Source organism: Bradyrhizobium sp. INPA03-11B, from assembly GCF_040446015.1.
In the GTDB taxonomy this organism is placed as follows: Bacteria; Pseudomonadota; Alphaproteobacteria; order Rhizobiales; family Xanthobacteraceae; genus Bradyrhizobium; species Bradyrhizobium macuxiense_A.
Genome location: NZ_JASGSR010000022.1, coordinates 34,599 through 59,843 on the forward strand (window position 1 = coordinate 34,599; position 25,245 = coordinate 59,843).

The window sequence follows — 25,245 nt, forward strand, 5'->3', positions numbered from 1 at the left end:
TAGCGCCGGCGCGGCCGGGCCTGTTCGGAAATTTTGGATGCAATTGCTGCAGGGCATCCGTCAGCTGTCGGGTGATGACACCGACTAGTGTCGCGAGCACGCCACATATTCCGCGGTCGTCCCGGCCTAGTGCGCAATTGCGCACGGGGGCCGGGACCCATAACCACAGGCAGTCATTATTGAGCGACGCCGGAACGACGAGTCCCCTTCACAACATCCGCCGCGGAGTATGGGTCCCGGCCTTCGCCGGGACGACGCCGTGATTGGGGCCGCGTGCGAACAATCTACCAGAATTTCAACGTGCCTAATCCGCCGCTTGCTCCCGCAGCCGCTGTGCGTAGACGTTGATGATCAGCGCCGCGAGCAGGATCAGGCCGCGGATCAGGATCTTCAGGAAGCTGTCGATGTTGACGTGGTCGAGGCCGTTGTTGAGCACGCCGAGCACGAACAGGCCGACGATGGTGTTGCCGATGCCGCCGCGGCCGCCGAACAGGCTGGTGCCGCCGACCACCACGGCCGCGATCGAATCCAGCAAATAGGTGTCGAACTCGTTCTGCTGCGCGCTGCCGAAATGCGCGACGCCGAGCATCCCGCCGATCCCCGAGCAGACCGCCGAGATCACCATCACGCTGCCGAGGATGAGCTTGACGTTGAGGCCGGCGAATTCCGCGGCCTCGCGGTTGCCGCCGACCATGTAGACGTAGCGGCCGAACCGCGTGTAGGTGAGCACCAGATGGCCGCCGAGCAGCATCACCGCCGCGACGATCACGATCCAGGGGATGCCGCCGATCGAGCCCGAGCCGAGCGTCGTGATCAGGTCCGGCACCTTGTAGGCGATCTGGCCGCGTACCAGCAGCGCGGAGACGCCGGCCGCGATCTGCATCATGGCGAGCGTCATGATGAAGGAGGGGATGCCGATCATGGTCAGCCCCAGCGCGTTGACGAGGCCGAGCAGCGCGCACAGCGCCAGCGCCAGCAGGATCGCGACGATGCCCGGCATCGGGACATTGGCGATGTTGACGTAGGATTCCTGCAGCGTGAAGTACGCGACCGCAATGCCGGTGACGTTGGCGATGCTGGCGATCGACAGGTCGATCTCGGCGCACAGGATCACGAAGGTGAGGCCGACCGCGATGATGCCGGTGACCGACACCTGCGTCAGGATGTTGCCGACATTGTCAATGGTCGCGAACGACGGGCTCGCGATCGCGAAGAAGGCGCTGAGGAAGATCAGCGTCAGGAACGGCGCGATGTTGCGCATCTGCGAGCGCAGGAACGGCGCCAGCCCGCGCGGCCGCTTGTGATCCGCTGGCGCTGTCGCGCTATCGCTACTTGCCATCACGTCTCTCCATCACGCGGCCTCCAGCAGCCGATCCTTGCTGACTGCCTCACCCGCGAATTCACGCACCACCGCGCCGCGCTTCAGCACCAAAATGCGGTCGGCCAGCGACAGCACCGTCTCGGGCTCGGTCGACAGCACGATGATCGCCAGTCCCTTGGCGCGGAGGTCCCGCACGATGTTGATCACGTCGTTCTTGGCACCGACATCCATGCCGCGGGTCGGCTCGCACAGCACCAAGAGGCGCGGCGGGTAGGCGAGCCATTTCGCCAGTGCCACCTTCTGCTGGTTGCCGCCGGAGAGCATGCCGAGATCGAGGCCGACCACCGGCGGCCTGATCTGCAACTGCTCGACCTGGCGCTGGGCGATGGCGCGCTCGCGCACCGGCTTGAGCAGCAGTGCCGAGATCCGCTCGAGGATGCTGATCGAGATGTTCTTGTAGACCGGTTCCTGGTGGAACAGCATGGCGCGCCGACTCTCCGGCACCAGCGCGACGCCGGCCCGCCGCGCAGCCGCGGTGCTGCGGAAGGTCTTCGCGGCGCCGTCGACCGCGAGCGTGCCGCCATCGGGGCGGAGCTTTCCGAACAGGATGCGCGACAGCTCCAGTTGCCCGCAGCCCATGAAGCCGTAGATGCCGAGCACTTCGCCGGAGCGGGCCTCGAACGAGACGTCCTGCAGGGTGCGGCCGAGCGAAAGCTGATCGACCTTCAGGACAGCCGCGCCGGCGCCCGATTGCGGGAGCATCAAGTCGTCGGTGTAGCTGTGCTCCAGCGCTTCGCCGCCGCGGCCGATCATGGCCTCGATCAGCGCGCCCTTGGTGGTGTCAGCGGAGGCGGTCTCGGCGATCTTGCGGCCGTTGCGGAACACGGTCACGAGGTCGGAGACCCGCAGGATGTCCTCGATGAAATGCGAGATGAAGACGATGCTGGTGCCTTCGTCGCGCAGTCTGTGCAGCGTCGCGAACAGACGTTCGACCTCGGGCGGGGAGAGGGCGGAGGTCGGCTCGTCCAGGATGATGATGCGCGCGCCCGAGAACAGCACGCGGGCGATCTCGATCAACTGCTGCAGGCCGATCGGCAGGTCGCCGAGCCGCGTCATCGGATCGACGTCGATGCCGAAGCGGGACAGCTGCTCGCCGGCCTCGCGCGCCATCCGCCGCCATTGCACGAAGCCGAGGCGGTTGGTCGGCTGGTTGCCGAGGAAGACGTTCTCGGCGACGGTGAGATCAGGTGCGACGCTGAGCTCCTGATGCACCATGCCGATGCCGGCGGCATGCGCGTCGCGGGTGGAGCGGAACCGGGTCTCCTTGCCGTCCAGCATGAAGCGGCCGGAGAATTCCGGGTGCACGCCGGCGATGATCTTCATCAGCGTGCTTTTCCCGGCGCCGTTCTCGCCGACGAGACCATGGATCTCGCCGGCGTGCAGTGCAAAGTCGACCCCACGAAGGGCTTCGACACCGCCGAAGGCCTTCGTGATCTGGTTCAACTCGAGGATCGGGGAGCGTCCCTGCGACATGAGGCCCGCTCAGATCAGGAAGTGATCCTCCATCCATTGCATGCCGGCGGCGTTGGCCTTGGTCACGACGGGACCGTCGGTCACGACGTTCTTCGGAATGCCCTGGCCGCTCTTCTCGCCGCCGACCACGGCGGCAACGCCCGCGACGATCGCGCCGCCATGGATGCGGCAGGATGGGTTGCGGACGGTCGCGAACATGCGGCCTTCGCTGACGGCCTGGATCGCCGGCGGCATGGCGTCGACTCCGCCGATCAGGATGTTGGTGCGGTTGTGTGCCTTCATGATGTTGTAGGCCGCAAGCGCCATATCGTCATTGTGGAAGAACGCCGCGTCGATCTGCGGATATTTCGTCAGATAGGTTTCCCAGAGCCGGGCGGTCTTGGAGACGTCCCAGTCGGCGGGCTGGGTGTCCAGCACCTCGATGTTCGGGAACTGCTTCACGACGGAGTTGAAGCCCTTGGCGCGGCCCTGCGCGCCGGTGTGGCCGAGCGCGCCCTGGGTCATGATCATCTTGCCCTTGCCGCCGATCGCGTTGCACAGCGCCTGCGTCACCGAGGCGCCCATGAACTCGTTGTCGGGGGCGAGGAACGAGTGGACGTTGATCTGGTCGAGCGGCGCAATCAGCGTGTCCATGTCGATCACGGGCGTGCCGGCGTCGATCATCTTCTGCACCGGCTGCGTCAGCGTGCCGATGCCGAAGGCCTGGATCGCGACGAAGTCCCATTTCTGCGACGCCATGTTGTCGATCGCGGCGCGCTGCTTGACGGCATCGAGCTGGCCGTCGAACCAGGTGACCTCGACATTGAACAGCTTGCCCCAGAACTCGGCGGCCTTCTTGCCCTGCGCGCACCACGTCGCCTGCAGTCCGGCGTTGGAGAATGCGGCCTTCAGCGGCTTTTCCGAACGTCCCATCTCGGCGGCGAGTGCGGACGTTGTCACGCCCATTCCGCCGAGCAGGCCGGCTCCACCTGCCGCCGCCATTTGCAGAAGGTCGCGCCGCGTCGTCGACGCCTTATCCATCCCCTTGTCGGTGCCTGGCATTGTTTGCTCCCTCTTCGTTTTTCTGACCGTCGGCGTCAGTTGCACGCGCCGCGGATAAAGGGAGTGTGTCACAATCGGAACGGTGACGCTACGCCCTCGCGTCCACGAGATGTTTCTGCTGCAGGACGATGGCCTCGATGTCGCGCAGCAGCTTGTGCCACGCAGCATCGATGTCCGCGGACCATTGCTCGCCGAGAATGTCACGCAGGCAGTCCCTAATCACCGCAAAGAAAGCGACGAACAGTTCGCGCGGCGTCCCGTAGGCGTCGTGCGAGAACACCTCCGATTCGATCAGACGAAAATGTCCGCGGCGTTCGCCGGCGAAATCGAGGATGGCCTCGATGGTCAACGCCAGCATCGAGCCTTTCACCGGCTCGCTGCCTTCGGTGCGAAACATCGGCTGCGCCTCGGGATGCTCGCGAAACAACCGTTGGTACACGTGCGGCGTCAGATCATCGCAAGCCGCTGCCGCGAGTTCAAAACTGCGTTCGATTGGATTCGATGATGAGGTCATTGCTCGATGCGATCATCACATAAAAAAAGAGCAGGGCTCCAAGCCCTGCTCCAAAAATTGTGTCGACCCTATTTGCCCCAAAAATTCGATTTGATCTTGATTGATGGGGTGACGCTGCTTGTGCGCGTCGGGCTCCTCCCGAGACTTGGACCACCAGGACACACCTCGCGGCTGACCTGCGCCCGAATTGGTAGACTATCTTTCCAGCCTTGTCATCATTTTCGGCAACGATTGTTCAAATTTCGAGCAGTTTGCGAAATGATTGGGATGGAGCCGCTCCCGGTTATGACATTCGTGTGAAAACCCGTGATGGGGTAAGGAGATACGACCACTTGCGAGGCAGCCGCGACGCCAACGTCACGTTCGGCAAATTCCGCCGGCTGGAAGAAGCCGGGCGTTTGCACGATCTCGACTTTCGACGCCCTTGGTGGTTAGTTCCGTCCCGGATGGGTTTTGCGATGCGCCGGCGGCTGAAGAATTTTCTGCCCATAGTCCTGGTTGCCCTGCTGGTGCAGATTTTTGCACCGATCGGGGCCTGCTGGGCGGCGAGCCTTGCCGCGTCGGATCCGCTCGCGGCGGCCACCATCTGCCACGGCGATGCCGGCTCAGGCGGCGGGCAGGGTGACCAGACCGGTCATGACGCCCATGACGGCTGCTGCTCGGCGTGCAGCGTGCTGCAGACCGGTGCGCCCGTTGATAACCCGCAAGTCGCAGCGCAGGCCGCCCCGCGCGTGCCAAGCCGGATCGTCTGGCTGGATTTCGCCAGCGAATTCGATGGTTCGCGGGCGCATCTTGCCGCGCAGGCCCGCGCGCCGCCGCTGTTGTCCTGACCAGATTGTCGCTGCCGGTGCGCGTGCCGCGCCGGCGAGTGCCCTTGAACAAGCCGGCCGGAGAGCCGGTGTCAGGATTCATCCATGTTTCGGTTTCAACCGCGGGGCAGGGCAAGTGCGCTGATGCTCGGTGCGGCCCTTTCGACGATCAATTGTTGGGCGAAGGCCCAGACGACACTGCCCTCCGTCACGGTCGAGGCGCCCCGGACGGCGGCGCGAACCAAGCCGGTCGCGCAGATGCCCCGCGTTCGTGCGGCATCCGTCCGGCGACCGCCCAAACCGCGCGCGGCGCCGACGGTGGCCGCAGATACGGCACGCGCCGCGAGGCCGGGAGAGACCGCTGCAGCGGCCCGGAACGGTCTGAACCAGGCGCCGGCCGGCCAGACGCAGACCACCATCGACCGCAGCCAGTTCGACAACCGGCCATCGTTCTCCGTCGCTGATGTGCTGCGGGACAGTCCGGGTATCTCGATCAAGCAGGGCAACGGCCCGCGTGACTTCGGGATCTCGATCCGCGGCTCGAATGCCCGTAACGGCTTCGGCATCCGCAATCTCGTCATCTTCGACGACGGGTTCCCGGTCACACAGCCGGACGGTCTGTCGCGCAGCGATCTGATCGATCCACATGCCTATGGCGCGATCGACGTGGTCCGCGGCCCATCATCGGCGCTGTACGGCAATTACGCGACCGGCGGTGCGCTGAATTTCCGGACCCGGCCGGGCGGCACGATCGACGGCGTCGAATATGGCGTCGATGGCGGCAGCTTCGGCTATCTCAACAACTATCTGGCCGCGGGCAAGAAGGTCGGCAATTTCGAAGGCTCGCTGTTCGCGAGCGACACCCGCGGCGACGGCTATCTCGGCAACAGCTGGTTCAACACCCAGACCGTCAACTTCCTCGGCACGCTACAGGTGACGCCGGATGACCGTTTCACGTTCAAGTTGATCAACAACGACCTGGCGACACGCCTGCCGATCCGCTCCTCGCTCAACCAGTTCAACCAGAACCCATTCCAGCAGGGCTGCGCGACCGGAGCCACGGCCGCGCCGGGATGCGGAACCGTGACCTTGTTCAACAACGGTTTCAATTCGGCGGCGGGCACCGACAAGGAGACCGCTGTTCAAGCCGGTCTCGGGCGCGACGATCGCCGCACCATCGTCGGCGGCCGTTGGGAGCACGATTTCGACAACCAGACCACCTGGCGCAACCAGTTCGTGTTCGACGACCGCAACATCAGCCAGCCGACGGGATCGACGAGCGCGATCGGCGACTTCCCGTCCTACAATTACATGAGCGACATCGTCAGGCGCGGCGATATCTTCGGGATGGATTCGACGGCCTATTTCGGGGGCTTCTACAACACGCTCACGGCTTCGAGCGACACCCGCAATGTGATGCCGGGCGGCAATGCGACGCTGGGAAGCCTGTCCAGCAATTTGTTCAGCACGACGACGAATTACGGCCTTCGCGCGCGCGAGGAACTGAAGCTCACGCCCGCCTTGACGGCGGTCGCCGGCATTGGTTGGGAGACCACCAATCTCACGGGGCGAAACACCGGCTATATCTATACCGGCGCGGCCGGGACGACGACCACGGCCGTCACGACGGCGGACCGGCAGTTCCAGAACACTGCGCCCGAGCTCGCGCTGCTCTACCGCCTGAACAGCGAGTGGCAACTCCGCGGCCGCGTGGCAACGGGATATGGCACGCCGCAGGTCAGCAACCTGTTCATCCTGCCGGACGGCTCGTCGGGCAATAACACCCAGCTGCGGACGCAAAAGAATCTCGGCTACGACCTCGGCGCCGACTGGACGCCGAACAACGCGGTCAAGGTCAGCGCCACCGGGTTCTACGAGTTCTTCAAGGACGAGCTGGTTTCGCAGGCAACGCCGCGGGCGGGGATCACCTACACGTTCAATGCGCCGCGGTCGGAACATCGCGGTGTCGAGCTGGCCGCCGACTGGAAGTTCCTGCCGGGTTGGCGGTTCTCGGCGGCCTATACCTATCTCGACGAGGTCTACACGGAATATGTCGAGAACATCACCAATGGCGCGGTGTTCAGCTTCAATCGCGCTGGCAACAAGATTCCGGGGATTTCGCCGAACGAGCTGACGACACGGCTTGGCTACGACCAGTTGTCGGGTCCGTTCCGGGGGCTCGGCGGCTTCGTCGAGGTCCAGTGGAAGGATGGCTTCTACATGGACAACGCCAATCTGCTGCGGGCGCCGGGTTACGAGCTGGTCAATCTCAATGTTCACTACACGACGGATCTGATCTCCGACTATTTCAAGTCGCTGAATCTGTATCTCGAGGTGCGGAACGTGTTCGATCGAACCTACATCGCCTCCGCGAACAATATCGCCAACTCGGTCACCACGGCAGGCGTTCAAAATCCTGCGAGCATACTGGCGAACAACCCCAACTCGATTTATGCCGGTTCGCCGCGGACGTTCGTGGCGGGCATGAAGATCGCGTTCAAATGAGGAGCGCATCGATGATTTCTCGCAAATCTGTGGCTCGGACGGTGCTCGCGGCAGCTATGCTCGGAGCCTTGCCGCACCTCGCCGACGCGCAGATGAGCCACCAGCACGCCTCGGAAGCGGCGTGCGAGGAAACCGTTCTGCGTTGCGCGAGCAAGGTCACTCCTGCCTTCGCGCCGGACGGGACGCTGTGGCTGGCGTGGATGGCCGGAGGCCAGATCTCCGTCGCGAGCTCGAAGGATCAGGGCAAGAGCTTTTCCGCGCCGGTGCAGGTGACGCGGGATCGGCTCAACCTGGATTGGGGGCCGGACGCGCGGCCGAAGCTCGCGATCGATGCCAAGGGAGACATTGCGCTGGCGTTCTCGATCTTTCGCGATCAGGCCTTCAATGGCCAGGTGCTGACCACGCGCTCCACCGATGGCGGGCACAGCTTTGATCCCCCGAAGCCAATCACCGCGAACAACGAGAGCCAACGGTTTGAGGCGATCGGCTTCGATCCTGCCGGCGCCGTGTTCGCGGTCTGGCTCGACAAGCGCAACCGTGTGCCGGCGCAGCAGCGCGGCGAGAAATATGATGGCGCCGGATTGTTCTTCGCGTCATCGAAGGACAATGGCGCGACCTATTCCGATGCGCGGATGGCGGCTGACAACAGCTGCGAGTGTTGTCGTCTCGCTTTGGCATTCGATGGCGCAGGTCATCCGGTGGTGGTGTTTCGCAACATCTTCGAAGGCGGTGTACGCGACCATGCGATCGTGACGTTCACCGATCTGGCCACATCAGGCGAGTTGCATCGGGTGAGCCGCGACGACTGGCAGATCGCGGCATGTCCGCATCATGGTCCCAGCCTGACCATTTCGTCCGCGGGAACCTATCACGTGACCTGGTACACGAACGGCAAGGCACGCAAGGGGCTGTTCTACGCACGGTCGCGCGATGGCGGCAAAACCTTCTCCGAACCACTTCCTATCGGTCAGCTCAACCACAGCCCGTCACGGCCGCAGGTGATCGCGGGCCCGCAGGGGCTTGTGATGGCCTGGAAGGAATTCGACGGGCAAAAGACGTCGATCAATCTGATGACATCGCGCGACGACGGAGCAACCTGGTCGAAGCCGACTGTTGTCGCGGACACCACCGACAGCTCCGACCATCCGCTGCTCGTGACCGACCGCCGGCAAACCTACCTGTCGTGGATGACGAAGGCCGACGGCTATCATTTTCAGGCGATCGAGGGCGAACCATGAAACGCCGTTTCCTCGCCATTCTGATCCTGCTGGCAACGCTGCCGTCAGCGCTGGCGGCGGAGGCGGGCGTACCCAGGCCGTTCGAACGCGGCAGCTGGCAAAAGTTGCTGCATGCGCATGCCGGCCATCCGACCCTGGTGCATTTCTGGGGCGTGACCTGCGGACCATGCAAGGTCGAGCTGCCGCAGCTTGGCCAGTTCATGAAGGATCATCCCGGTATCGACGTCGTGACGATCAGCGCGGATCTGGTTCCAAACCTGCCGCAGGCAACGCGGTCGATGCTGGATAGCGCGGGGCTCCAATCGGCCGAGAACTGGATTTTCGGCGATGGTTTCGCCGAACGATTGAGATTTGAGATCGATCCGGCCTGGCAGGGCGATATCCCGCGAACCATGCTGATCGCCAGAGACGGGACCATCACGACGATCGAAGGATCGGCCGAAATCGCCGATTTGAACAAATGGTCTGACGCCCAGGCCGCAGCAACCCGATAACACGACGACTTCAACCTGAAAGGAATCTGTCGCCATGAAGACGCTCTCTCGTATCCTCGCTCTCGCGGCGCTGACTGCTGCTGTTGTGTCGACGTCCGCGCGCGCCGAGGACGTCAAGGCCGGCGACCTCGTGATCACGCAGGCGTGGACGCGCGCGACGCCGAACGGTGCCAAGATCGGCGGCGGCTACCTGACGATCGAAAACAAGGGGACGACGCCTGATCGTCTGGTGTCCGGCTCGGCTGATGTCGCCGGCAAGGTCGAAGTCCACGAGATGTCGATGGACAATGGCGTGATGAAGATGCGCGCGCTCGACAAGGGATTGGCCATCGAGCCGGGCAAGACCGTGAAGCTTGCGCCCGGCGGCTTCCATCTGATGATGTTCGACCTGAAGAGCCCGCTGAAGCAGGGCGACAAGGTGCCCGTCACGCTCGAATTCGAGAAGGCCGGCAAGGTCGCGGTCTCGCTCGACGTGCAGGCGGTCGGCGCGCAGGCGCCGGGTGGCGGCGATCACTCCGGCCATGGCGACCATTCCGGTCACATGGACATGAAGAAGATGTGAGGGCGCCATGCGATCACCCACGCTCCTCATCGCAACAGCGGCGCTGCTCGCAGCGTCGCCGGCGATCGCCCATATCACGCTTGAAGGAAAGCAGGCGCCGGTTGGTTCGTACTACAAGGCGGTGTTCGCCGTGCCGCACGGTTGCGCAGGATCGGCGACGATCAAGATCCGCGTGCAGATTCCGGAAGGCGTGATCGGGGTGAAGCCGATGCCGAAGCCCGGCTGGACTCTCGATACGGTCACCGGAAAATACGCCGCCGAATACGACTATCACGGCGCCAAGCTTTCCGAGGGCGTCAAGGAAGTCGCCTGGAGCGGTGGCAAGCTTACGGACAAGAACTACGACGAGTTCGTGATGCAGACGTTCCTCACCGATACGCTGAAGCCGAACACCGTGCTCTATTTCCCGGTCGTGCAGGAATGTGAGCAGGGCGTGAGCCGCTGGATCGATATCCCGGCCGAGGGGCAGGGCGGCGGGCACGACCATGGCAGCAAGACGCCGGCGCCCGCCGTCAAGCTGCTGCCGAAGTCTTAAAGCCGTGCGGCTGGTTGCAACGCTAGCTGCGCTCGTCGTAGCGCTGTGTGTTGCGACTGCGGCCCATGCGCATGCCGTCCTGATCGGCGCCGAGCCGGCGGACGGCAGCGTGGTGGCGGAAGCGCCGAAGACGGTGGTGCTCCGCTTCAATGAAGCTGTAGCGCCGACCGCGATCAGCCTGCTTGATGCAGCAGGCAAGCCGCGCGACGTCGCGTTCCGCGCCGTCGATCAATCGGTGATGGTGACGCTGCCGGCGGGCCTGCCGCAGGGCACGCAGGTGATCAGCTATCGCGTGGTGTCGCAGGACGGCCATCCGGTTGCGGGTTCATTGCTGTTCTCGATCGGCGTCGTCACCGGCTCGGCGGCGCCGTCAGGCGACGGTGTGCTTCATGCGCTGATCTGGCTGGCGCGGCTCGGGCTCTATCTGGGGCTGTTTGCCGGCGTTGGCGGCGTGTTCTTTGCCGCCTGGATCGGGCAGGGCCCGGCCGGCGAGCGGCTGATCATGTTCTCGCTCAAGATCGGCCTCATCGGCGCGATCGCCTCGCTTGGCCTGCAGGGCGTCGAGCTGCTGAACCTGCCGATCACGGGCGTCCTGACTTGGGCGGCGTGGGCCAGTGCCGCCGGCACCAGCCTGTTTCCCGCCCTGCTGCTCGCGATCGCCGCGATGCTGATCGCGGCGATTGCGTGGCGCAGCCCGTCATTCAGCGCAGCCTTTATCCGCACTGCGGTCGCAATGATCTGTGTCGGACTGTCGTTTGCCGTCAGCGGCCATGCCGCCACCGCCTCACCGCAATGGCTGACGCGGACCGCGCTGTTCATCCATGGCGTCGGCCTCGCCTTCTGGATCGGGGCACTCGCGCCGCTGGCCGTGCTTGCCTGGCAGCGCAAGGACTCGCTGCTGCGGGTGCTGCGGCGGTTTTCGATGCTCGCGGTGCCGGTCGTCGCGTTGATTGTCCTGTCGGGCCTGGCACTCGCGATCGTCCAGCTCGAAAGCTTTGGCGCATTGATCGACACCGAGTATGGCAACATCCTGGTGGCGAAGCTTGTGCTTGTCGCGGTCCTGCTCGGGCTCGCTGCGTTGAACCGGCTGGTGTTCACGCCGGCCATCGTGCGCGAATTTCACCGGACGCGGCCGCTGCAACGCTCGATCGCGCTCGAATTCGTGCTCATGATCGCGATCCTCGGTCTCGTCGCATTGTGGCGCTTCACGCCGCCGCCGCGCGTGCTGGCAATGTCGGACGACGTTCCGCTCGCGGTCCATATCCACACCGATGCCGCGATGTTCCAGGTGCTGATCGCGCCGGGCAAGGTCGGACAGAACGATTTCGTGCTGCAGCTGATGAACGGCGATGCCAGCCCGTTTGCGGCCAAGGAGGCAACGCTGACGCTGAGCTTGCCGGATCGCGGCATCGAGCCGTTGGAACGCAGCGCCGCGCTCGGATCTGACGGTTATTGGCACGTGAAGAAGGTGCCGTTGCCGGTCCCGGGCCGCTGGCACATGCAGATCGACGCTCTGGTGTCCGATTTCAAGAAAGTGACACTGGAAGACGATTTCGAGGTCAGGTAAGCGCACGATCAGCGCGCCGGGCACTTCGGCGGCGCGCAATTCGTTCAAATGGCCGAAAATCGCCTGATTTGAAGGGTTTTTCTTATTTGGCGGCCTTGTGTTTTCACAGCCGATCCGGTTTCACTGCAGCTCTTCCCATGCTTTCCTGATTCCCGAGTAACGCCATGCGATTGTCGCGGTTTTTTCTGCCCATCCTGAAAGAAAATCCGAAAGAGGCGGAGATCGTCTCGCATCGGCTGATGCTGCGTGCGGGCATGATGCGGCAGGAGGCCGCCGGCATCTATGCCTGGCTGCCGCTCGGCTTCCGGGTGCTGAAGAAGATCGAGCAGATCGTTCGCGAGGAGCAGGATCGCGCCGGCGCGCTCGAACTCTTGATGCCGACGTTGCAGCTCGCCGATCTCTGGCGTGAAAGCGGCCGCTACGACGCCTATGGCCCGGAGATGCTGCGCATCCTCGATCGTCACAAGCGTGAACTGCTGTACGGGCCGACCAACGAGGAAATGATCACGGAGATCTTCCGCTCCTACGTCAAATCCTACAAGAACCTGCCGCTCAACCTCTACCACATCCAGTGGAAGTTCCGCGACGAGCAGCGTCCGCGCTTCGGCGTGATGCGTGGCCGCGAATTCCTGATGAAGGACGCCTATTCGTTCGACCTCGACGAAGCCGGCGCGCGGCGCTCGTACAACAAGATGTTCGTTGCGTATCTGCGCACCTTCGCGCGGATGGGGCTGAAGGCGATCCCGATGCGGGCCGAGACCGGCCCGATCGGCGGCGACCTCAGCCACGAGTTCATCGTGCTCGCGGACACCGGCGAGTCCGGCGTCTACATCAATCGCGATGTGCTGGATCTGCCGGTGCCGGGCGAGGACGTCGATTACGACGGCGATCTCACGCCGATCATCAAGCAGTGGACCTCGGTCTATGCTGCGACCGAGGACGTTCACGAGGCGGCGCGGTTCGAGCAGGAAGTGCCCGAGGCAAAGCGGCTCAACACGCGCGGCATCGAGGTCGGCCAGATCTTCTATTTCGGCACCAAATATTCCGACACCATGAAGGCGATGGTGGCCGGGCCCGATGGCGTCGACGTGCCGATCCATGGCGGCTCCTACGGTGTCGGCGTGTCGCGTCTGGTCGGCGCGATCATCGAGGCCTGCCACGATGACGCCGGCATCAAGTGGCCCGAAGCGGTTGCGCCGTTCCGCGCCGCGATTCTCAACCTCAAGCAGGGCGATGCCGCGGTCGACGGCTCCTGTGAGCAGCTCTACCGCGAGCTCTCGGCGAAGGGCGTCGATGTGCTCTACGACGACACCGATCAGCGTGCCGGAGCCAAGTTCGCCGCGGCCGATTTGATCGGCATTCCCTGGCAGATCCTCGTCGGGCCGAAGGGGCTTGCCGAGGGCAAGGTCGAGGTGAAGCGCCGCAGCGACGGTTCGCGCGACAATATGAGCCCGGCTGACGTCGTCGCGAAGCTCGCGGGTTAAAGTTTATTCACGCCGCGGGTACGGCGGGGTAATCCGGCCACATTTGGCCCGAATCATGGGATTATCGAGAGATGGATGAGACCATGAACGAGCCAGTCCGTACCCCGCCTTTTGCGCCATTCGAATGGCTGCTGTCCGGACGCTATCTGCGCGCGCGCCGCAAGGAAGGCTTCATTTCGGTCATCGCCGGCTTTTCGTTCCTCGGCATCATGCTCGGCGTTGCCACGCTGATCGTGGTGATGGCCGTCATGAACGGCTTCCGCAAGGAATTGCTCGACAAGATCCTTGGCCTCAACGGCCACCTTCTGGTGCAGCCGCTGGAATCGCCGCTGACCGACTGGAAGGACGTCGCCGACCGCATCAGCCAGGTGCAGGGCATTCGGCTCGCCGCGCCGGTGGTCGACGGGCAGGGGCTCGGATCGTCGCCGTTCAACGCGGCCGGCGTCTTCATCCGCGGCATCCGCGCCGACGATCTCAACAACCTCACCTCGATCGCCAAGAACATCAAGCAGGGCACGCTCGAGGGCTTTGACGAGGGGCAGGGGGTTGCGATCGGCCGCCGGCTTGCCGATCAGCTCTCGCTGCATGCCGGCGACATGATCACGCTGGTCTCGCCGAAGGGCGCGGTGACGCCGATGGGCACCACCCCGCGCATCAAGCCGTACAAGATCACCGCGGTGTTCGAGATCGGCATGTCGGAATATGACTCGACCTTCGTGTTCATGCCGCTCGCCGAAGCGCAGGCTTATTTCAACCGCAACAACGACGTGTCCTCGATCGAGGTGTTCACCACCAATCCGGACAAGATCGACACCTACCGCAAGCTGGTGACGGAGGCGGCCGGGCGGCCGGTGTTCCTGGTCGACTGGCGGCAGCGCAATTCGACGTTCTTCAACGCGTTGCAGGTCGAACGCAACGTGATGTTCCTGATCCTGACCATGATCGTGCTGGTCGCGGCGCTCAACATCGTCTCCGGATTGATCATGCTGGTGAAGGACAAGGGCCAGGACATCGCGATCCTGCGCACCATGGGTGCCTCGCAAGGCTCGATCATGCGGATATTCCTGATCACCGGTGCCTCGATCGGCGTGGTCGGAACGCTGACCGGCTTTGCGGTCGGCATGCTGATCTGCCTGAACATCGAATCGATCAGGCAGTTCCTGTCATGGCTCACCAACACCGAGCTGTTCTCGCCCGAATTGTATTTCCTCTCCAAGCTTCCGGCCGAGGTCGATTTCGGCGAGACGCTCGCCGTCGTGATCATGGCTCTGACGCTGTCCTTCCTTGCGACGCTCTACCCGTCGTGGCGCGCGGCGCGCCTCGACCCGGTCGAAGCGCTCCGGTACGAATAAGGAGCCCACATGGCGGAGGGGGCGGAAGACGTACCGGTCGTCTATCTTCATGACATCAAGCGGGAATATCGGCAGGGCGAGGCGACGCTGACGGTTCTGAACGGCGCCAAGCTCGCGCTGTGGCCCGGTCAATCGGTGGCGCTGGTGGCGCCCTCAGGTTCCGGCAAGTCGACGCTGCTGCATATCGCCGGCCTGCTCGAAAGCCCTGATGACGGCGAGGTCTATGTCGCGGGTACGCCGACCTCGCAGATGTCCGACGTCGACCGCACGCAGATTCGCCGCTCCGATATCGGTTTCGTCTATCAATCGCACCGGCTGCTGCCGGAGTTCTCGGCACTCGAGAACGTCATGCTGCCGCAGATGATTCGTGGCCTGAAGCGCTCCGAAACCGTGAAGCGGGCGACCGAGATCCTCGCCTATCTCGGGCTTGGCGACCGCATCACCCATCGTCCGGCCGAACTGTCGGGCGGCGAACAGCAACGCGTGGCGATCGCGCGCGCGGTTGCCAACGCACCGCGGGTGCTGTTTGCGGACGAGCCGACCGGAAATCTGGATCCGGCAACCGCCGATCACGTTTTCAACGCGCTGATGCAGCTGGTGAAGGCCACCCGGGTCGCGATGCTGATCGCGACCCACAACATGGAGCTCGCCGCGCGGATGGATCGCCGGGTGTCGCTGTCGAACGGGCAGGTCGTCGAGCTCGAATAAGCCGTCTCACGTGAAGTGGCTAACGGCTCGCGTGAAGAGCGTGCGTCAAGGTGATGAGCTCAAAGGCTTTTTCGTTCCCGTTTAATCGGAGCGGGAAGGCTCTCATCCTCAATATCCGGAGCGCCGCGCGCGGCCAGGCTCGCGCGAGCGGCCGCCACTCGGCGGGCCGGCATAATAGGGATTGTTGATGCACATCGCGGCAAGGCCGGACGCCGATGCCTGGCACTGCGCCAGCGACGTGTAGCCGCAGTCGGTATCCTCACCGCCCCATCGGTAGTTGGTTTTGCAGACCGGCGAGGTCGTGTCGTATTTCTGGGCGTTAGCTGGTGCGCTGGCGATGCTACCCAAAGCCAAAAGTGCCGGGAATAGCGCCGGAATCAGGCTGCGCATCGGAATCTCCAGTCAATCAGGCGTCAGCAACGCTCACGGCGCACATCCGCGAATAGGCACCGGCATGGGTGTTGCTTCAACTCACATTCCCGCGCTGATGTCGGCCGCATCAGCGGTCAGTGAAGAACAGATCGAAGAAATTGCCCTCGCGACGGTCCCGCGGGGAGACGTGCAGATAGGAGCGCGGGTCGTTATCGCCGGCATAATAGGGGTTGGCGATGCAGTTCTGCCCAATGCCCGAGGCCGTGGCCAGGCACGCCTCGTAGGACGGATAGGAGCAGTTGCTGAGGCCCGGATAACGGTCGCCCTGCATGCAGAACGGGTAGCGCACGCCGACCGCATGCGAGGGCGCCGTGCCAAGCGTAGCGAGCGCGACCGCAGACGCCGCAGCAGCAAGAATCATCGTCCGCATGTGCATTCCTTATCGCTGCGAAGATTCGATCTCGGGCAGCGATCCAAATCGGACAAGCCGGTTCCGGTCAACACGATCTTACGCGCGGCGCGCAGGCAGGTTTGAATTGTGAAAATTGTGCGGCAGCTATGTGGCAAAAGTTCCAAGAAGCCCCTGTAATACAGTATTAACTTCAAATTTGAGCGAAGTCGTTTGGGCCTGCCTGTTGCAGCGAAGTTACAGCAATTCCGCCGGGGGCTGCTATGACGGTGTCTCGCGGCCTTGGGGGCCTGTAGAAAAAGTTGGAACGGGAAAATGAAAAAGATTTTGCTTGTCACCGCCAGCATGATCGCGCTCAGCGCGACCGCTGCCTCTGCGGCTGACCTCGCGGCTCGCCCTTACACGAAGGCTCCGCCGCCCATGGTTGCCGCTGTGTATGATTGGACCGGCTTCTACATCGGTATCAACGGTGGTTGGGGCCAGAGCCACGACAACCGTACCGTCGACGGCATCGGCCAGGCCGGCAGCTACGACGCCAACGGCGGCACCATCGGTGGCCAGGTTGGCTACCGCTGGCAGACCGGCGGCTGGGTCTGGGGTCTGGAAGCTCAGGGCAACTGGGCTGACTTCAAGGGCAGCACCGGCAACCTGCTCGTCCCGGGCGGCGTCGTTCGCTCGAAGACGGATGCGTTCGGCCTGTTCACCGGTCAGATCGGCTACGCCTGGAACAACGTCCTGCTGTACGCCAAGGGCGGTGCTGCGGTCACCGATCGCAACTACCAGTTCCTGGCACCGGGCGGCGCCCTGGCGTCCTCGACCGGCTTCGACACCCGTTGGAGCCCGACGGTCGGTGTTGGCCTCGAATTCGCCTTCTCGCAGGGCTGGTCGCTCGGCGTGGAATACAACCACATCTTCGAAGACACCCACGGCGCGACCTTCGTCACCCCGGCTGGTGTTGCCGTTGCTGGCTTCCACACCGGTGGCGACACCGACATGGTCCTCGGCCGTCTGAACTACAAGTTCGGTGGCCCGATCATCGCGAAGTACTGATACTGATTGCTCGCTTGATCCAAGCGGCAGCGAAAACCCCGGGCTTCGGCCCGGGGTTTTTTGTTGGCCTGGCGGATCCTCCTAATCTTACTGAAGCGGGATGAGTTTGGGTTGAATCGGCTTGGCGCGGTCTTGGTTCACCTCTCCCCGTCGGGGAGAGGTCGGATTGCGAAGCAATCCGGGTGAGGGCTCTCGCTCTCTCGATAGATCGTGAACCCTCACCCGATTTGCTGCGCAAATCGACCTCTCCCAAGGGAGAGGTGAAGGTTCGACGCCGTTCCAGCTCAACCTAATCTCATCAGACTCTAGTTGAGAATGACCGGGCCTGGACCATCAATCGAAATCGGCGAAGTCGAGCCCGCTATTGGTCTTCGCCGGTGGACGCAATCCGAGTATGCGCGCCACCTTTCGACACTATCAGGATCACGGATAGAAGAACGCCCGGCATGGCAACTGTTCGGTGCGATGCCAGTTAGGACACCCGACGCGGCAAATCAGGACAAATGCAAAAAGCCTCACCCGTTGTTGCCAACGGATGAGGCTCCCAAGCAAGGGCATGCTTTTCGCTGAGCTGAGAACTCAGCGCGGCTCAACGCTTAGCTGCGCCGGCTTACGCGAGGCTGACGAGCGGAACTTTTGTTTCTGAATTTGTCGGACGCAAATGAACAACGCCCGGCAACCGCGAGGCTGCCGGGCGGTAACTGTTCTCTCCATGTTGCAGTGGACGTATCTAAGCATTTCCGGCTGACACCAGCCTTACGGCTGGTCCGGCATCGTGATGCCCCCGGAATCGGAGTGCGGCCTCGTCACGTCTCAGCGTGGTCTTTCCGCTTAATCAGCCGAATTAACCAAGCGAATTGTTTCGCGGGCAGTTTTCAAACTGCCCCACTACCCTTGCTTGACTCCCAGAACAAAAAAGGAACAATGTTCTGCATACGTTCCAGTTCAGGAGAGCGGCCATGTTGAAGATTTTCGTGCAGGAAGCTGCAGCGCTGGCATCGATCACGCTGTTCGTCGGGATGATTGCGGTTTGGGCTCAGCTGATCACCCAGTTCTGAAAATGTACTCGTGCGGGCAGGGGCATAGCTCGCCCTTGGTGACTCCTTCAATGTCCCCTTCAATGTCCCCTTGGGGAAAAGCGGGAGGACCCGACGCCACGCCGCGTTCGGCGTGGACTTGGCAGGGTGAAGGCCCCACGATGGGGATGCGAGTCGGGTCTGACGCTTCCGAGCTCCGGCTTCGGCACTCGCTCCATCCCTGACGCAAGAGATCCCGTACGCAGCCATGCCGAATGCCGGATTCGTTCATCTTCACGTACATTCCGCCTATTCGCTGCTGAAGGGCTCGATCAAGATCGCCAAGCTCGGCGAGCTCGCGAAGGCCGACCGCCAGCCGGCGCTGGCGCTCACCGATACCGACAACATGTTCGGGGCGCTCGAATTCTCCGACAAGATGGCCGGCTACGGCATCCAGCCGATCGTCGGCTGCGAGGTTGCGGTGGATTTCGGCGATGTCGAGCCCAACACGCGGAGCATCCTGGCGACGACGGGACCTACGCGAATCGTGCTGCTGGCGGCACGCGAGCGCGGGTACCAGAACCTGATGCGGTTGAACTCGCGGGCGTTCCTGGAGACGCCGGTCAACCAGACGCCGCACATCAAGCTCGACTGGCTCACCGACGCCGCCGAGGATCTGATCGCGCTCACCGGCGGTCCCGACGGGCCGATCGCGCTGGCGCTGCGCGCCGAGCAGGCGGCGCTGGCGGCCACGCGCTGCGAACGCCTGGCCGGCCTGTTCGGCGATCGCCTCTACATCGAATTGCAACGCCACGGCATCGACAAGGAGCGCCGCACCGAAGGCGGCCTGATCGATCTTGCCTATGCGAAGGGCCTGCCGCTGGTTGCGACCAACGAGCCGTATTTCGCCAGCAGCGACGACTACGAATCGCATGATGCGCTGCTGTGCATCGCCGGCGGCCACCTGATCGCCGAGACCAACCGCGAGCAGTTGACCCCGGATCATCGCTTCAAGACCCGCGCGGAAATGGCGGTGCTGTTCGCCGATATCCCGGAGGCGCTGGCCTCGACGGTCGAGATCGCCGAGCGCTGCTCGTTCCGGCCGAAGACCCGCAAGCCGATCCTGCCGTTCTTCACGGTCGGTGCCGCACAGAGTTCCGATGCCGCCGCCGACGAGGCCGCCGAGCTGAAGCGCCAGGCCGAGGAGGGGCTAGCCAACCGCTTGCGGGTGCACGGTCTCTCGCCGGGCATGACGGAGGAGGACTACAGCAAGCGGCTCGCCTTCGAGCTCGACGTCATCACCCGCATGAAATACGCGGGCTACTTCCTGATCGTGTCGGACTTCATCAAATGGGCGAAGGCGCAGGGCATTCCGGTCGGACCGGGCCGCGGCTCCGGCGCGGGCTCGCTGGTCGCGTGGGTGCTCACCATCACCGACCTCGATCCGATGCGGTTCGCGCTGCTGTTCGAGCGCTTCCTCAATCCGGAACGCGTCTCGATGCCGGACTTCGACATCGACTTCTGCCAGGACCGCCGCGGCGAGGTGATCCAGTACGTGCAGGAGCGCTACGGCCGCGACCAGGTGGCGCAGATCATCACCTTCGGTACGTTGCAGGCGCGCGGCGTGCTGCGCGACGTCGGGCGCGTGCTGCAGATGCCGTACGGGCAGGTCGACAAGCTGACCAAGCTGGTGCCGCAAAATCCCGCCGCGCCGGTGACGCTGGCGCAGGCGATCGAGGGCGAGCCGAAGCTGCAGGCGTTCCGCGACGAGGATCCGGTGGTGGCGCGTGCCTTCGACATCGCGCAGCGCCTCGAAGGTCTGACGCGCCACGCCTCGACCCACGCCGCAGGTATCGTGATCGGTGACCGGCCGCTGAGCGAGCTGGTGCCGATGTACCGCGATCCGAAATCCGACATGCCGGTCACCCAGTTCAACATGAAATGGGTCGAGCCGGCGGGCCTCGTGAAGTTCGACTTCCTCGGCCTCAAGACGCTGACGGTGCTCGACGTCGCGGTCAAGCTGCTCAAGCAGCGCGACGTCCATGTCGACCTCGCGACGCTGCCGATCGACGATGCGCCGAGCTACCAGATGCTGGCGCGGGGCGATGTGGTCGGCGTGTTCCAGGTGGAAAGCCAGGGCATGCGGCGCGCGCTGATCGACATGCGGCCGGACCGCTTCGAGGACATCATCGCGCTGGTGGCGTTGTATCGCCCGGGCCCGATGGCGAACATCCCGACCTATTGCGCGCGCAAGCACGGCGACGAGGAGTCGGAATATCTGCATCCGATCCTGGAGCCGATCCTGAAGGAGACCTTCGGCGTCATCATCTACCAGGAACAGGTGATGCAGATCGCGCAGCAGATGGCGGGCTACTCGCTCGGCCAGGCCGACCTGCTGCGCCGCGCGATGGGCAAGAAGATCCGCGCCGAGATGGACAAGCAGCGCGACATCTTCGTCGCCGGCGCGATGAAGAACGGCGTGGCGAAGGGGCAGGCGGAGACGATCTTCGAGCTGCTCGCCAAGTTCGCCGACTACGGCTTCAACAAGAGCCACGCGGCGGCCTATGCGCTGGTGTCGTACCACACCGCCTACATGAAGGCGCATTACCCGGTCGAGTTCCTCGCGGCGTCGATGACGCTGGAACTCAACAACACCGACAAGCTGTCCGAATTCCGCTCAGAGGCGCAACGGCTCGGCATCAAGGTCGAGGCGCCCAACATCAACCGCTCCGGCCCGACCTTCGAGGTCAGCGGCAACACGATCTATTACGCGCTCGCCGCGCTGAAGGGCGTCGGCATCCAAGCCGTCGAGCAGATCATCGAGGAGCGCAACAAGAAGGGCGCCTTCACCTCGCTCGCCGATTTCGCCGCGCGGGTGAGCCCGCGCGCCGTCAACAAGCGGATCATCGAAAGTCTTGCGGCGGCCGGCGCCTTCGATTCGCTGGACCCGAACCGGGCCCGCGTGTTCGCCGGCGCCGATGCGATCCTCGCGGCGTGCCAGCGCAGCCACGAGGCGGCAACCTCGGGCCAGAACGACATGTTCGGCAGCGCGCCGGATGCGCCCAGCATCACGCTGCCGCAGGTCGAGCCGTGGCTGCCGGCGGACCGGCTGCGGCGCGAATATGATGCGATCGGCTTCTTCCTGTCCGGCCATCCGCTCGACGACTACGCGACCGCGCTGAAGCGGCTCCGCGTGCAATCCTGGGCGGAGTTCTCGCGCGCTGTGAAGACCGGCGCCACTGCGGGCAAGGTTGCGGCAACCGTGGTGTCGCGCATGGAGCGGCGCACCAAGACCGGCAACAAGATGGGCATCATGGGCCTGTCGGATCCGACCGGCCATTTCGAGGCAGTGCTGTTCTCGGAAGGATTGGCGCAGTACCGCGATGTGCTCGAGCCGGGCGCGGCCGTGCTGCTACAACTCGGCGCCGAGCTGCAGGGCGAGGACGTGCGGGCGCGGGTGCTGCACGCCGAACCGCTGGATCACGCCGCGGCCAAGACGCAGAAGGGCCTGCGCATCTTCGTGCGTGACACCAAGCCGCTCGATTCGATCGCCCGTCGCCTCAACATGCCGGACGCCGCGCCCGCGCCGGGCGGTGCGGCAAAGCCGCCGGTGGCCAAGCCCGCGCCGGCAGCTGCGCCTGTAGGTACAGCCGACGGCGACGTCTCGCTGGTGATGATGCTGGACCTCGGGACCGAGGTGGAGATGAAACTGCCCGGCCGCTACAAGGTCTCGCCGCAGATCGCCGGCGCGATCAAGGCGGTTGCCGGCGTGGTCGACGTCGAGGCGCTGTAGGGCAGGGCGATCGCATTCGGCTTCCGAAGGGGCGACGTTTCACTGCGCGTACCCAGAACGAGGCAGCAAGGGCGAGGCAGTTGCGCCGGCCGCCGCGTCGAAACCTGTTAATCCCTCAGCTTGCGGGATTGCGGGCCGTGACGATCCACGTTGCGCTGTCGATCATCACCGACCGCTCGCCGGGGCGGCCCGCGAAGGCGGTACGAACGGCGGCCGAGGCGCGGGCGCGGATGTCGTCGGGCTGTTCAGCGAGCGCGCGCGACAGCGGGCCGACCTCGAACGTCATCTTCACCGCCTCGTCGATCGCCGCGTCCCGCGTCGCGCCCTCGCCGAACGGTACGGAAGCATCGAAGGGCGCGATAGCAATATCGGTGAAGCCGGCCGCCGCCAGGATGCGAGCCACCCGCCCCCGGTCGCCGAACGAGAATGGACCGGGCGCTTCGGGATCGGGCAGCGCCGTGGGCGGGACGATGCCTTTGATCGCGCCCATCGGCAGGCGCACCCAATCGTTCTCGGCCGCGCCACGCCAGCAGACGAAAGCGACCCGCCCGCCCGGCTTGAGCGCACGGCGCATATGGCCGAACGCCCCTGTCGGATCGTCGAAGAACATCACCCCGAAACGCGAGAACAGGATGTCGAACGCCCCCTCGGGCAGTTCGGCGCTGCTGGCGTCGGCCACCCGGAACAGGACCGGCGTATCCTGTGGCGCAAGCGCGCGCGCTCGGGCGATCAGCGGTTCGGATATGTCCACGCCCAGCACTTGGCCCCCCGCGCCGACGCGGGCGGCCAGAGCCAGACTCGACGCGCCCGCGCCGCAGCCGACGTCCAGCACGCGCTCGCCCGCCGAGGGCGCCGCGGCTTCGATCGCGGCCTCGCCGAACACCGCCAGCCTGGCGTCGAGCCGGGCCTGGTGGGCGATCCAGCGCTCGCCGCTTTGGCCATTCCAGTCGGGACGATCGGCATTGTGCTGTGCCATGACATATCCTTGTTCTGAATCTTAACTAAGCTGTCTGATGCCAAAGCGCGCATCGTCTCCAGCGAGCGGCGAGGGCGAACAGGATGAAGCGATCCATTCTCCGCTGATCCTTGGGAGGAACGACCAGATCCGGATCGAAGCCCCGTCTGCATCGTCAGCCTTCAGAGCGCCCGCTTGTTCGATGAGCCCCACACGCCGGCGCTCCAGGCATTAAGCGTCCACTATTCTTTTCAACGTGGCCCTTTGCATTGATCGCGGCGTCAGACGATTTGAAAAGGCTGCCATCTTGTTCGCCAGGCCCGCGATCACCATCGCCTTTCCTTCCATAAGCGCCCGAACACCGCTCACGGCGACCGGACGAGGCTTCATGGTGAGGAGGCGCAGCAAGGCCGATGGGGTCGCGCCGGCAGCCGCATCGAAGCCCGTCGCGGTGTGCCCCGGGCAGAGAGTGGTAACAACCACACCATGCGGGCGGAGTTCGTCGTGCAGGGCCTCGCCAAGGGCGAGTACATATGCCTTGGTCGCCGCATAGGCCGCGTAGCTGGGAACGGCTTGGAAGGCCATGAGGCTGGCGACGAGAAGGATATGTCCAGATCGCCGTGCGGCCATGTCACGGCCGAACAGGTAGGTCAGCTCTGTGAGCGTCGTGATGTTGAGCTGGATCATGTCTGTCGTGCGCTCGATCGGCATATCCAACAAAGCGCCGTGCAAGCCGTATCCGGCATTGTTCAGCAAGATGTCGATCGTCACCGACCTCGCATCGAGACTGCTTTTCAAGCGGCTGGCCGCGCCCGGCGCGGCAAGATCGATCGCCTCGACCAGCACATCCACCCCGTATTTGCGGCGGAGATCGGCGGCAAGCTTTTCCATCGACTCCCGCCTTCGGGCCGCCAATACGAGATTGACTTTCTGCGCAGCCAGGAGATCTGCGAAGTCAAGGCCGAGGCCACTCGACGCCCCGGTGATCAGAGCCCATCTTCCGGCGAAGCTGTTCATTGGTTCTTTCGACATCGTTCTGATGGTCCGCGGCGACCGGAGAAGGGAATCTGCGCTCTCAAACCACCATCGACTGCTGGGCGAAGATACCCGCCATCGCGCCCTGCGATGATGCCTGGGTGACCGAGGGCAAGAAGGGCGTGGTGAGGTCGCCGGCGGCGTAGATGCCAGGCATGCTGGTTTGACGGCGCTCGTCGACCTTGAGGGCGATGCCGGCGGGCGTAGCCACGGTGGCAACGCCCAGTGATTCATGCAGGCTTGCGGACGGCTTGTTGCGCGGATTGGCGAACAGGATGTCGACCGCGACATTGCGGCCGGTATCGAGATTGACGGTAGCGATATGGCCCTTGTGATGGGCGATCTCGACGATCCGGCCATCGACGACAGGTGTGTTGCGGCGCGCCAGATCAGCCTGGATATCAGGCGGAATGTCGTGACCATCGGCGAAGAGCGTCAACTTGTCGGTCCAATCGAGGAACAGCCTGGCCTGGTTGTGCGACTGCGGGCCGGACCAGACGAGGCCCCAATGCTGGCCGGCGACTTCAAAGCCGTCGCAATAGGGGCAGGGCACGATGGACGTGCCCCAGCTTTCGGCAAAGCCCGGAACATCAGGCATCTGGTCGGCGACGCCATAGCTCAGGATCAGACGACGCGCCCCAAGGCTTTCGCCATCGGAAGTGAGGACGTTGAAATCGTCGATGGCGCCGGAGACGCTGTCGGCCCGGGCACTGACCAGCCTGATCGTGGGATAACGCGCCAGCTGCTGCCGCGCTTCGGCCAGGATGTCCAGCGGTGGCTTGTGATCGTGGCCGAGCAGACCATGCGAGTGGCCGGCGAAGCGGTTGCGCGGCAGGCCGGTATCGAGAACGGTGACCTTGCGGCGGGCACGGCCGAGCTGCAGGGCGCCGGCGAGACCGGCAAAGCTGCCGCCGATGATGATGACGTCATCCATGGTGATGGGCTCCGTTGG

21 protein-coding genes are annotated in these 25,245 nt (G+C 64.1%); 12 read left to right on the forward strand and 9 right to left on the reverse strand.

Features of this window, described 5'->3' with window-relative positions:
* Nucleotides 1-304 precede the first annotated feature (304 nt).
* The 4 genes from QMZ05_RS11705 to QMZ05_RS11720 all read right to left on the reverse strand — a co-directional run bounded on the left by QMZ05_RS11705 (nt 305) and on the right by QMZ05_RS11720 (nt 4,409).
* On the reverse strand, nt 305-1,339 hold the full coding sequence (locus QMZ05_RS11705) for an ABC transporter permease (protein ID WP_074127762.1): 1,035 nt from the start codon (nt 1,337-1,339) through the stop codon (nt 305-307).
* Between the two features lie 12 nt (nt 1,340-1,351).
* A complete protein-coding gene (locus tag QMZ05_RS11710) occupies nt 1,352-2,854 on the reverse strand; it encodes a sugar ABC transporter ATP-binding protein (protein WP_353700883.1) in 1,503 nt (500 codons plus the stop codon).
* Between the two features lie 9 nt (nt 2,855-2,863).
* The gene (locus tag QMZ05_RS11715; RefSeq protein ID WP_353700884.1) at nt 2,864-3,895 is read right to left on the reverse strand and encodes a sugar ABC transporter substrate-binding protein; all 1,032 of its coding nucleotides are present in this window, start codon (nt 3,893-3,895) and stop codon (nt 2,864-2,866) included.
* Between the two features lie 88 nt (nt 3,896-3,983).
* Entirely contained in the window at nt 3,984-4,409 is a 426-nt protein-coding gene (locus QMZ05_RS11720) for a globin (RefSeq protein WP_353700885.1), read from the reverse strand.
* A gap of 296 nt (nt 4,410-4,705) precedes the next feature.
* On the opposite strand from QMZ05_RS11720, the gene QMZ05_RS11725 reads away from it, so the two are divergent.
* From QMZ05_RS11725 to QMZ05_RS11770, 10 genes are all read left to right on the forward strand, one after another.
* Complete coding sequence (locus QMZ05_RS11725) at nt 4,706-5,239, forward strand: DUF2946 domain-containing protein (RefSeq protein WP_353700886.1); 534 nt, start codon at nt 4,706-4,708, stop codon at nt 5,237-5,239.
* Between the two features lie 123 nt (nt 5,240-5,362).
* The gene (locus QMZ05_RS11730; RefSeq protein WP_353700923.1) at nt 5,363-7,723 is read left to right on the forward strand and encodes a TonB-dependent receptor; all 2,361 of its coding nucleotides are present in this window, start codon (nt 5,363-5,365) and stop codon (nt 7,721-7,723) included.
* An 11-nt stretch (nt 7,724-7,734) separates the two neighbouring features.
* Nucleotides 7,735-8,961, forward strand: a complete 1,227-nt coding sequence (locus QMZ05_RS11735) for a sialidase family protein (protein ID WP_353700887.1) — start codon at nt 7,735-7,737, stop codon at nt 8,959-8,961.
* Nucleotides 8,958-9,455 carry a TlpA disulfide reductase family protein gene (locus QMZ05_RS11740; protein ID WP_353700888.1) on the forward strand — a complete coding sequence of 166 codons (498 nt, stop codon included), beginning with the start codon at nt 8,958-8,960 and terminating at the stop codon, nt 9,453-9,455. Before QMZ05_RS11735 ends, QMZ05_RS11740 begins: the two co-directional genes overlap by 4 nt.
* 34 nt (nt 9,456-9,489) lie before the next feature.
* Complete coding sequence (locus QMZ05_RS11745; protein WP_146985716.1) at nt 9,490-10,017, forward strand: copper chaperone PCu(A)C; 528 nt, start codon at nt 9,490-9,492, stop codon at nt 10,015-10,017.
* Nucleotides 10,018-10,024: 7 nt separating this feature from the next.
* Nucleotides 10,025-10,552 (forward strand): YcnI family protein, encoded by a 528-nt coding sequence (locus QMZ05_RS11750; RefSeq protein WP_353700889.1) that lies wholly within the window; start codon nt 10,025-10,027, stop codon nt 10,550-10,552.
* 4 nt (nt 10,553-10,556) lie between these two features.
* The gene (locus QMZ05_RS11755; protein WP_353700890.1) at nt 10,557-12,119 is read left to right on the forward strand and encodes a CopD family protein; all 1,563 of its coding nucleotides are present in this window, start codon (nt 10,557-10,559) and stop codon (nt 12,117-12,119) included.
* Between the two features lie 164 nt (nt 12,120-12,283).
* On the forward strand, nt 12,284-13,603 hold the full coding sequence (proS, locus tag QMZ05_RS11760) for a proline--tRNA ligase (RefSeq protein WP_353700891.1): 1,320 nt from the start codon (nt 12,284-12,286) through the stop codon (nt 13,601-13,603).
* A gap of 71 nt (nt 13,604-13,674) precedes the next feature.
* Nucleotides 13,675-14,955, forward strand: a complete 1,281-nt coding sequence (locus QMZ05_RS11765; protein ID WP_092114619.1) for a lipoprotein-releasing ABC transporter permease subunit — start codon at nt 13,675-13,677, stop codon at nt 14,953-14,955.
* A 9-nt stretch (nt 14,956-14,964) separates the two neighbouring features.
* The gene (locus QMZ05_RS11770) at nt 14,965-15,663 is read left to right on the forward strand and encodes an ABC transporter ATP-binding protein (protein WP_050423854.1); all 699 of its coding nucleotides are present in this window, start codon (nt 14,965-14,967) and stop codon (nt 15,661-15,663) included.
* A gap of 108 nt (nt 15,664-15,771) precedes the next feature.
* Here QMZ05_RS11770 and QMZ05_RS11775 read toward each other — a convergent pair whose 3' ends face one another.
* Both QMZ05_RS11775 and QMZ05_RS11780 read right to left on the reverse strand, forming a co-directional pair.
* Entirely contained in the window at nt 15,772-16,053 is a 282-nt protein-coding gene (locus tag QMZ05_RS11775) for a DUF3551 domain-containing protein (protein WP_353700892.1), read from the reverse strand.
* A 109-nt stretch (nt 16,054-16,162) separates the two neighbouring features.
* On the reverse strand, nt 16,163-16,465 hold the full coding sequence (locus tag QMZ05_RS11780; protein ID WP_353700893.1) for a DUF3551 domain-containing protein: 303 nt from the start codon (nt 16,463-16,465) through the stop codon (nt 16,163-16,165).
* Nucleotides 16,466-16,759: 294 nt separating this feature from the next.
* On the opposite strand from QMZ05_RS11780, the gene QMZ05_RS11785 reads away from it, so the two are divergent.
* Both QMZ05_RS11785 and dnaE read left to right on the forward strand, forming a co-directional pair.
* The gene (locus tag QMZ05_RS11785; protein WP_353700894.1) at nt 16,760-17,494 is read left to right on the forward strand and encodes an outer membrane beta-barrel protein; all 735 of its coding nucleotides are present in this window, start codon (nt 16,760-16,762) and stop codon (nt 17,492-17,494) included.
* A 1,284-nt stretch (nt 17,495-18,778) separates the two neighbouring features.
* Complete coding sequence (gene dnaE / locus QMZ05_RS11790) at nt 18,779-22,303, forward strand: DNA polymerase III subunit alpha (RefSeq protein ID WP_353700895.1); 3,525 nt, start codon at nt 18,779-18,781, stop codon at nt 22,301-22,303.
* A 115-nt stretch (nt 22,304-22,418) separates the two neighbouring features.
* On the opposite strand, the gene QMZ05_RS11795 is transcribed toward dnaE, so the two are convergent.
* The 3 genes from QMZ05_RS11795 to QMZ05_RS11805 form a co-directional block, all read right to left on the reverse strand.
* Nucleotides 22,419-23,279, reverse strand: a complete 861-nt coding sequence (locus QMZ05_RS11795; RefSeq protein ID WP_353700896.1) for a class I SAM-dependent methyltransferase — start codon at nt 23,277-23,279, stop codon at nt 22,419-22,421.
* Between the two features lie 210 nt (nt 23,280-23,489).
* Entirely contained in the window at nt 23,490-24,290 is an 801-nt protein-coding gene (locus QMZ05_RS11800) for an SDR family oxidoreductase (protein ID WP_353700897.1), read from the reverse strand.
* A 43-nt stretch (nt 24,291-24,333) separates the two neighbouring features.
* Nucleotides 24,334-25,227 (reverse strand): NAD(P)/FAD-dependent oxidoreductase, encoded by an 894-nt coding sequence (locus QMZ05_RS11805; RefSeq protein WP_353700898.1) that lies wholly within the window; start codon nt 25,225-25,227, stop codon nt 24,334-24,336.
* Nucleotides 25,228-25,245: the final 18 nt, after the last annotated feature.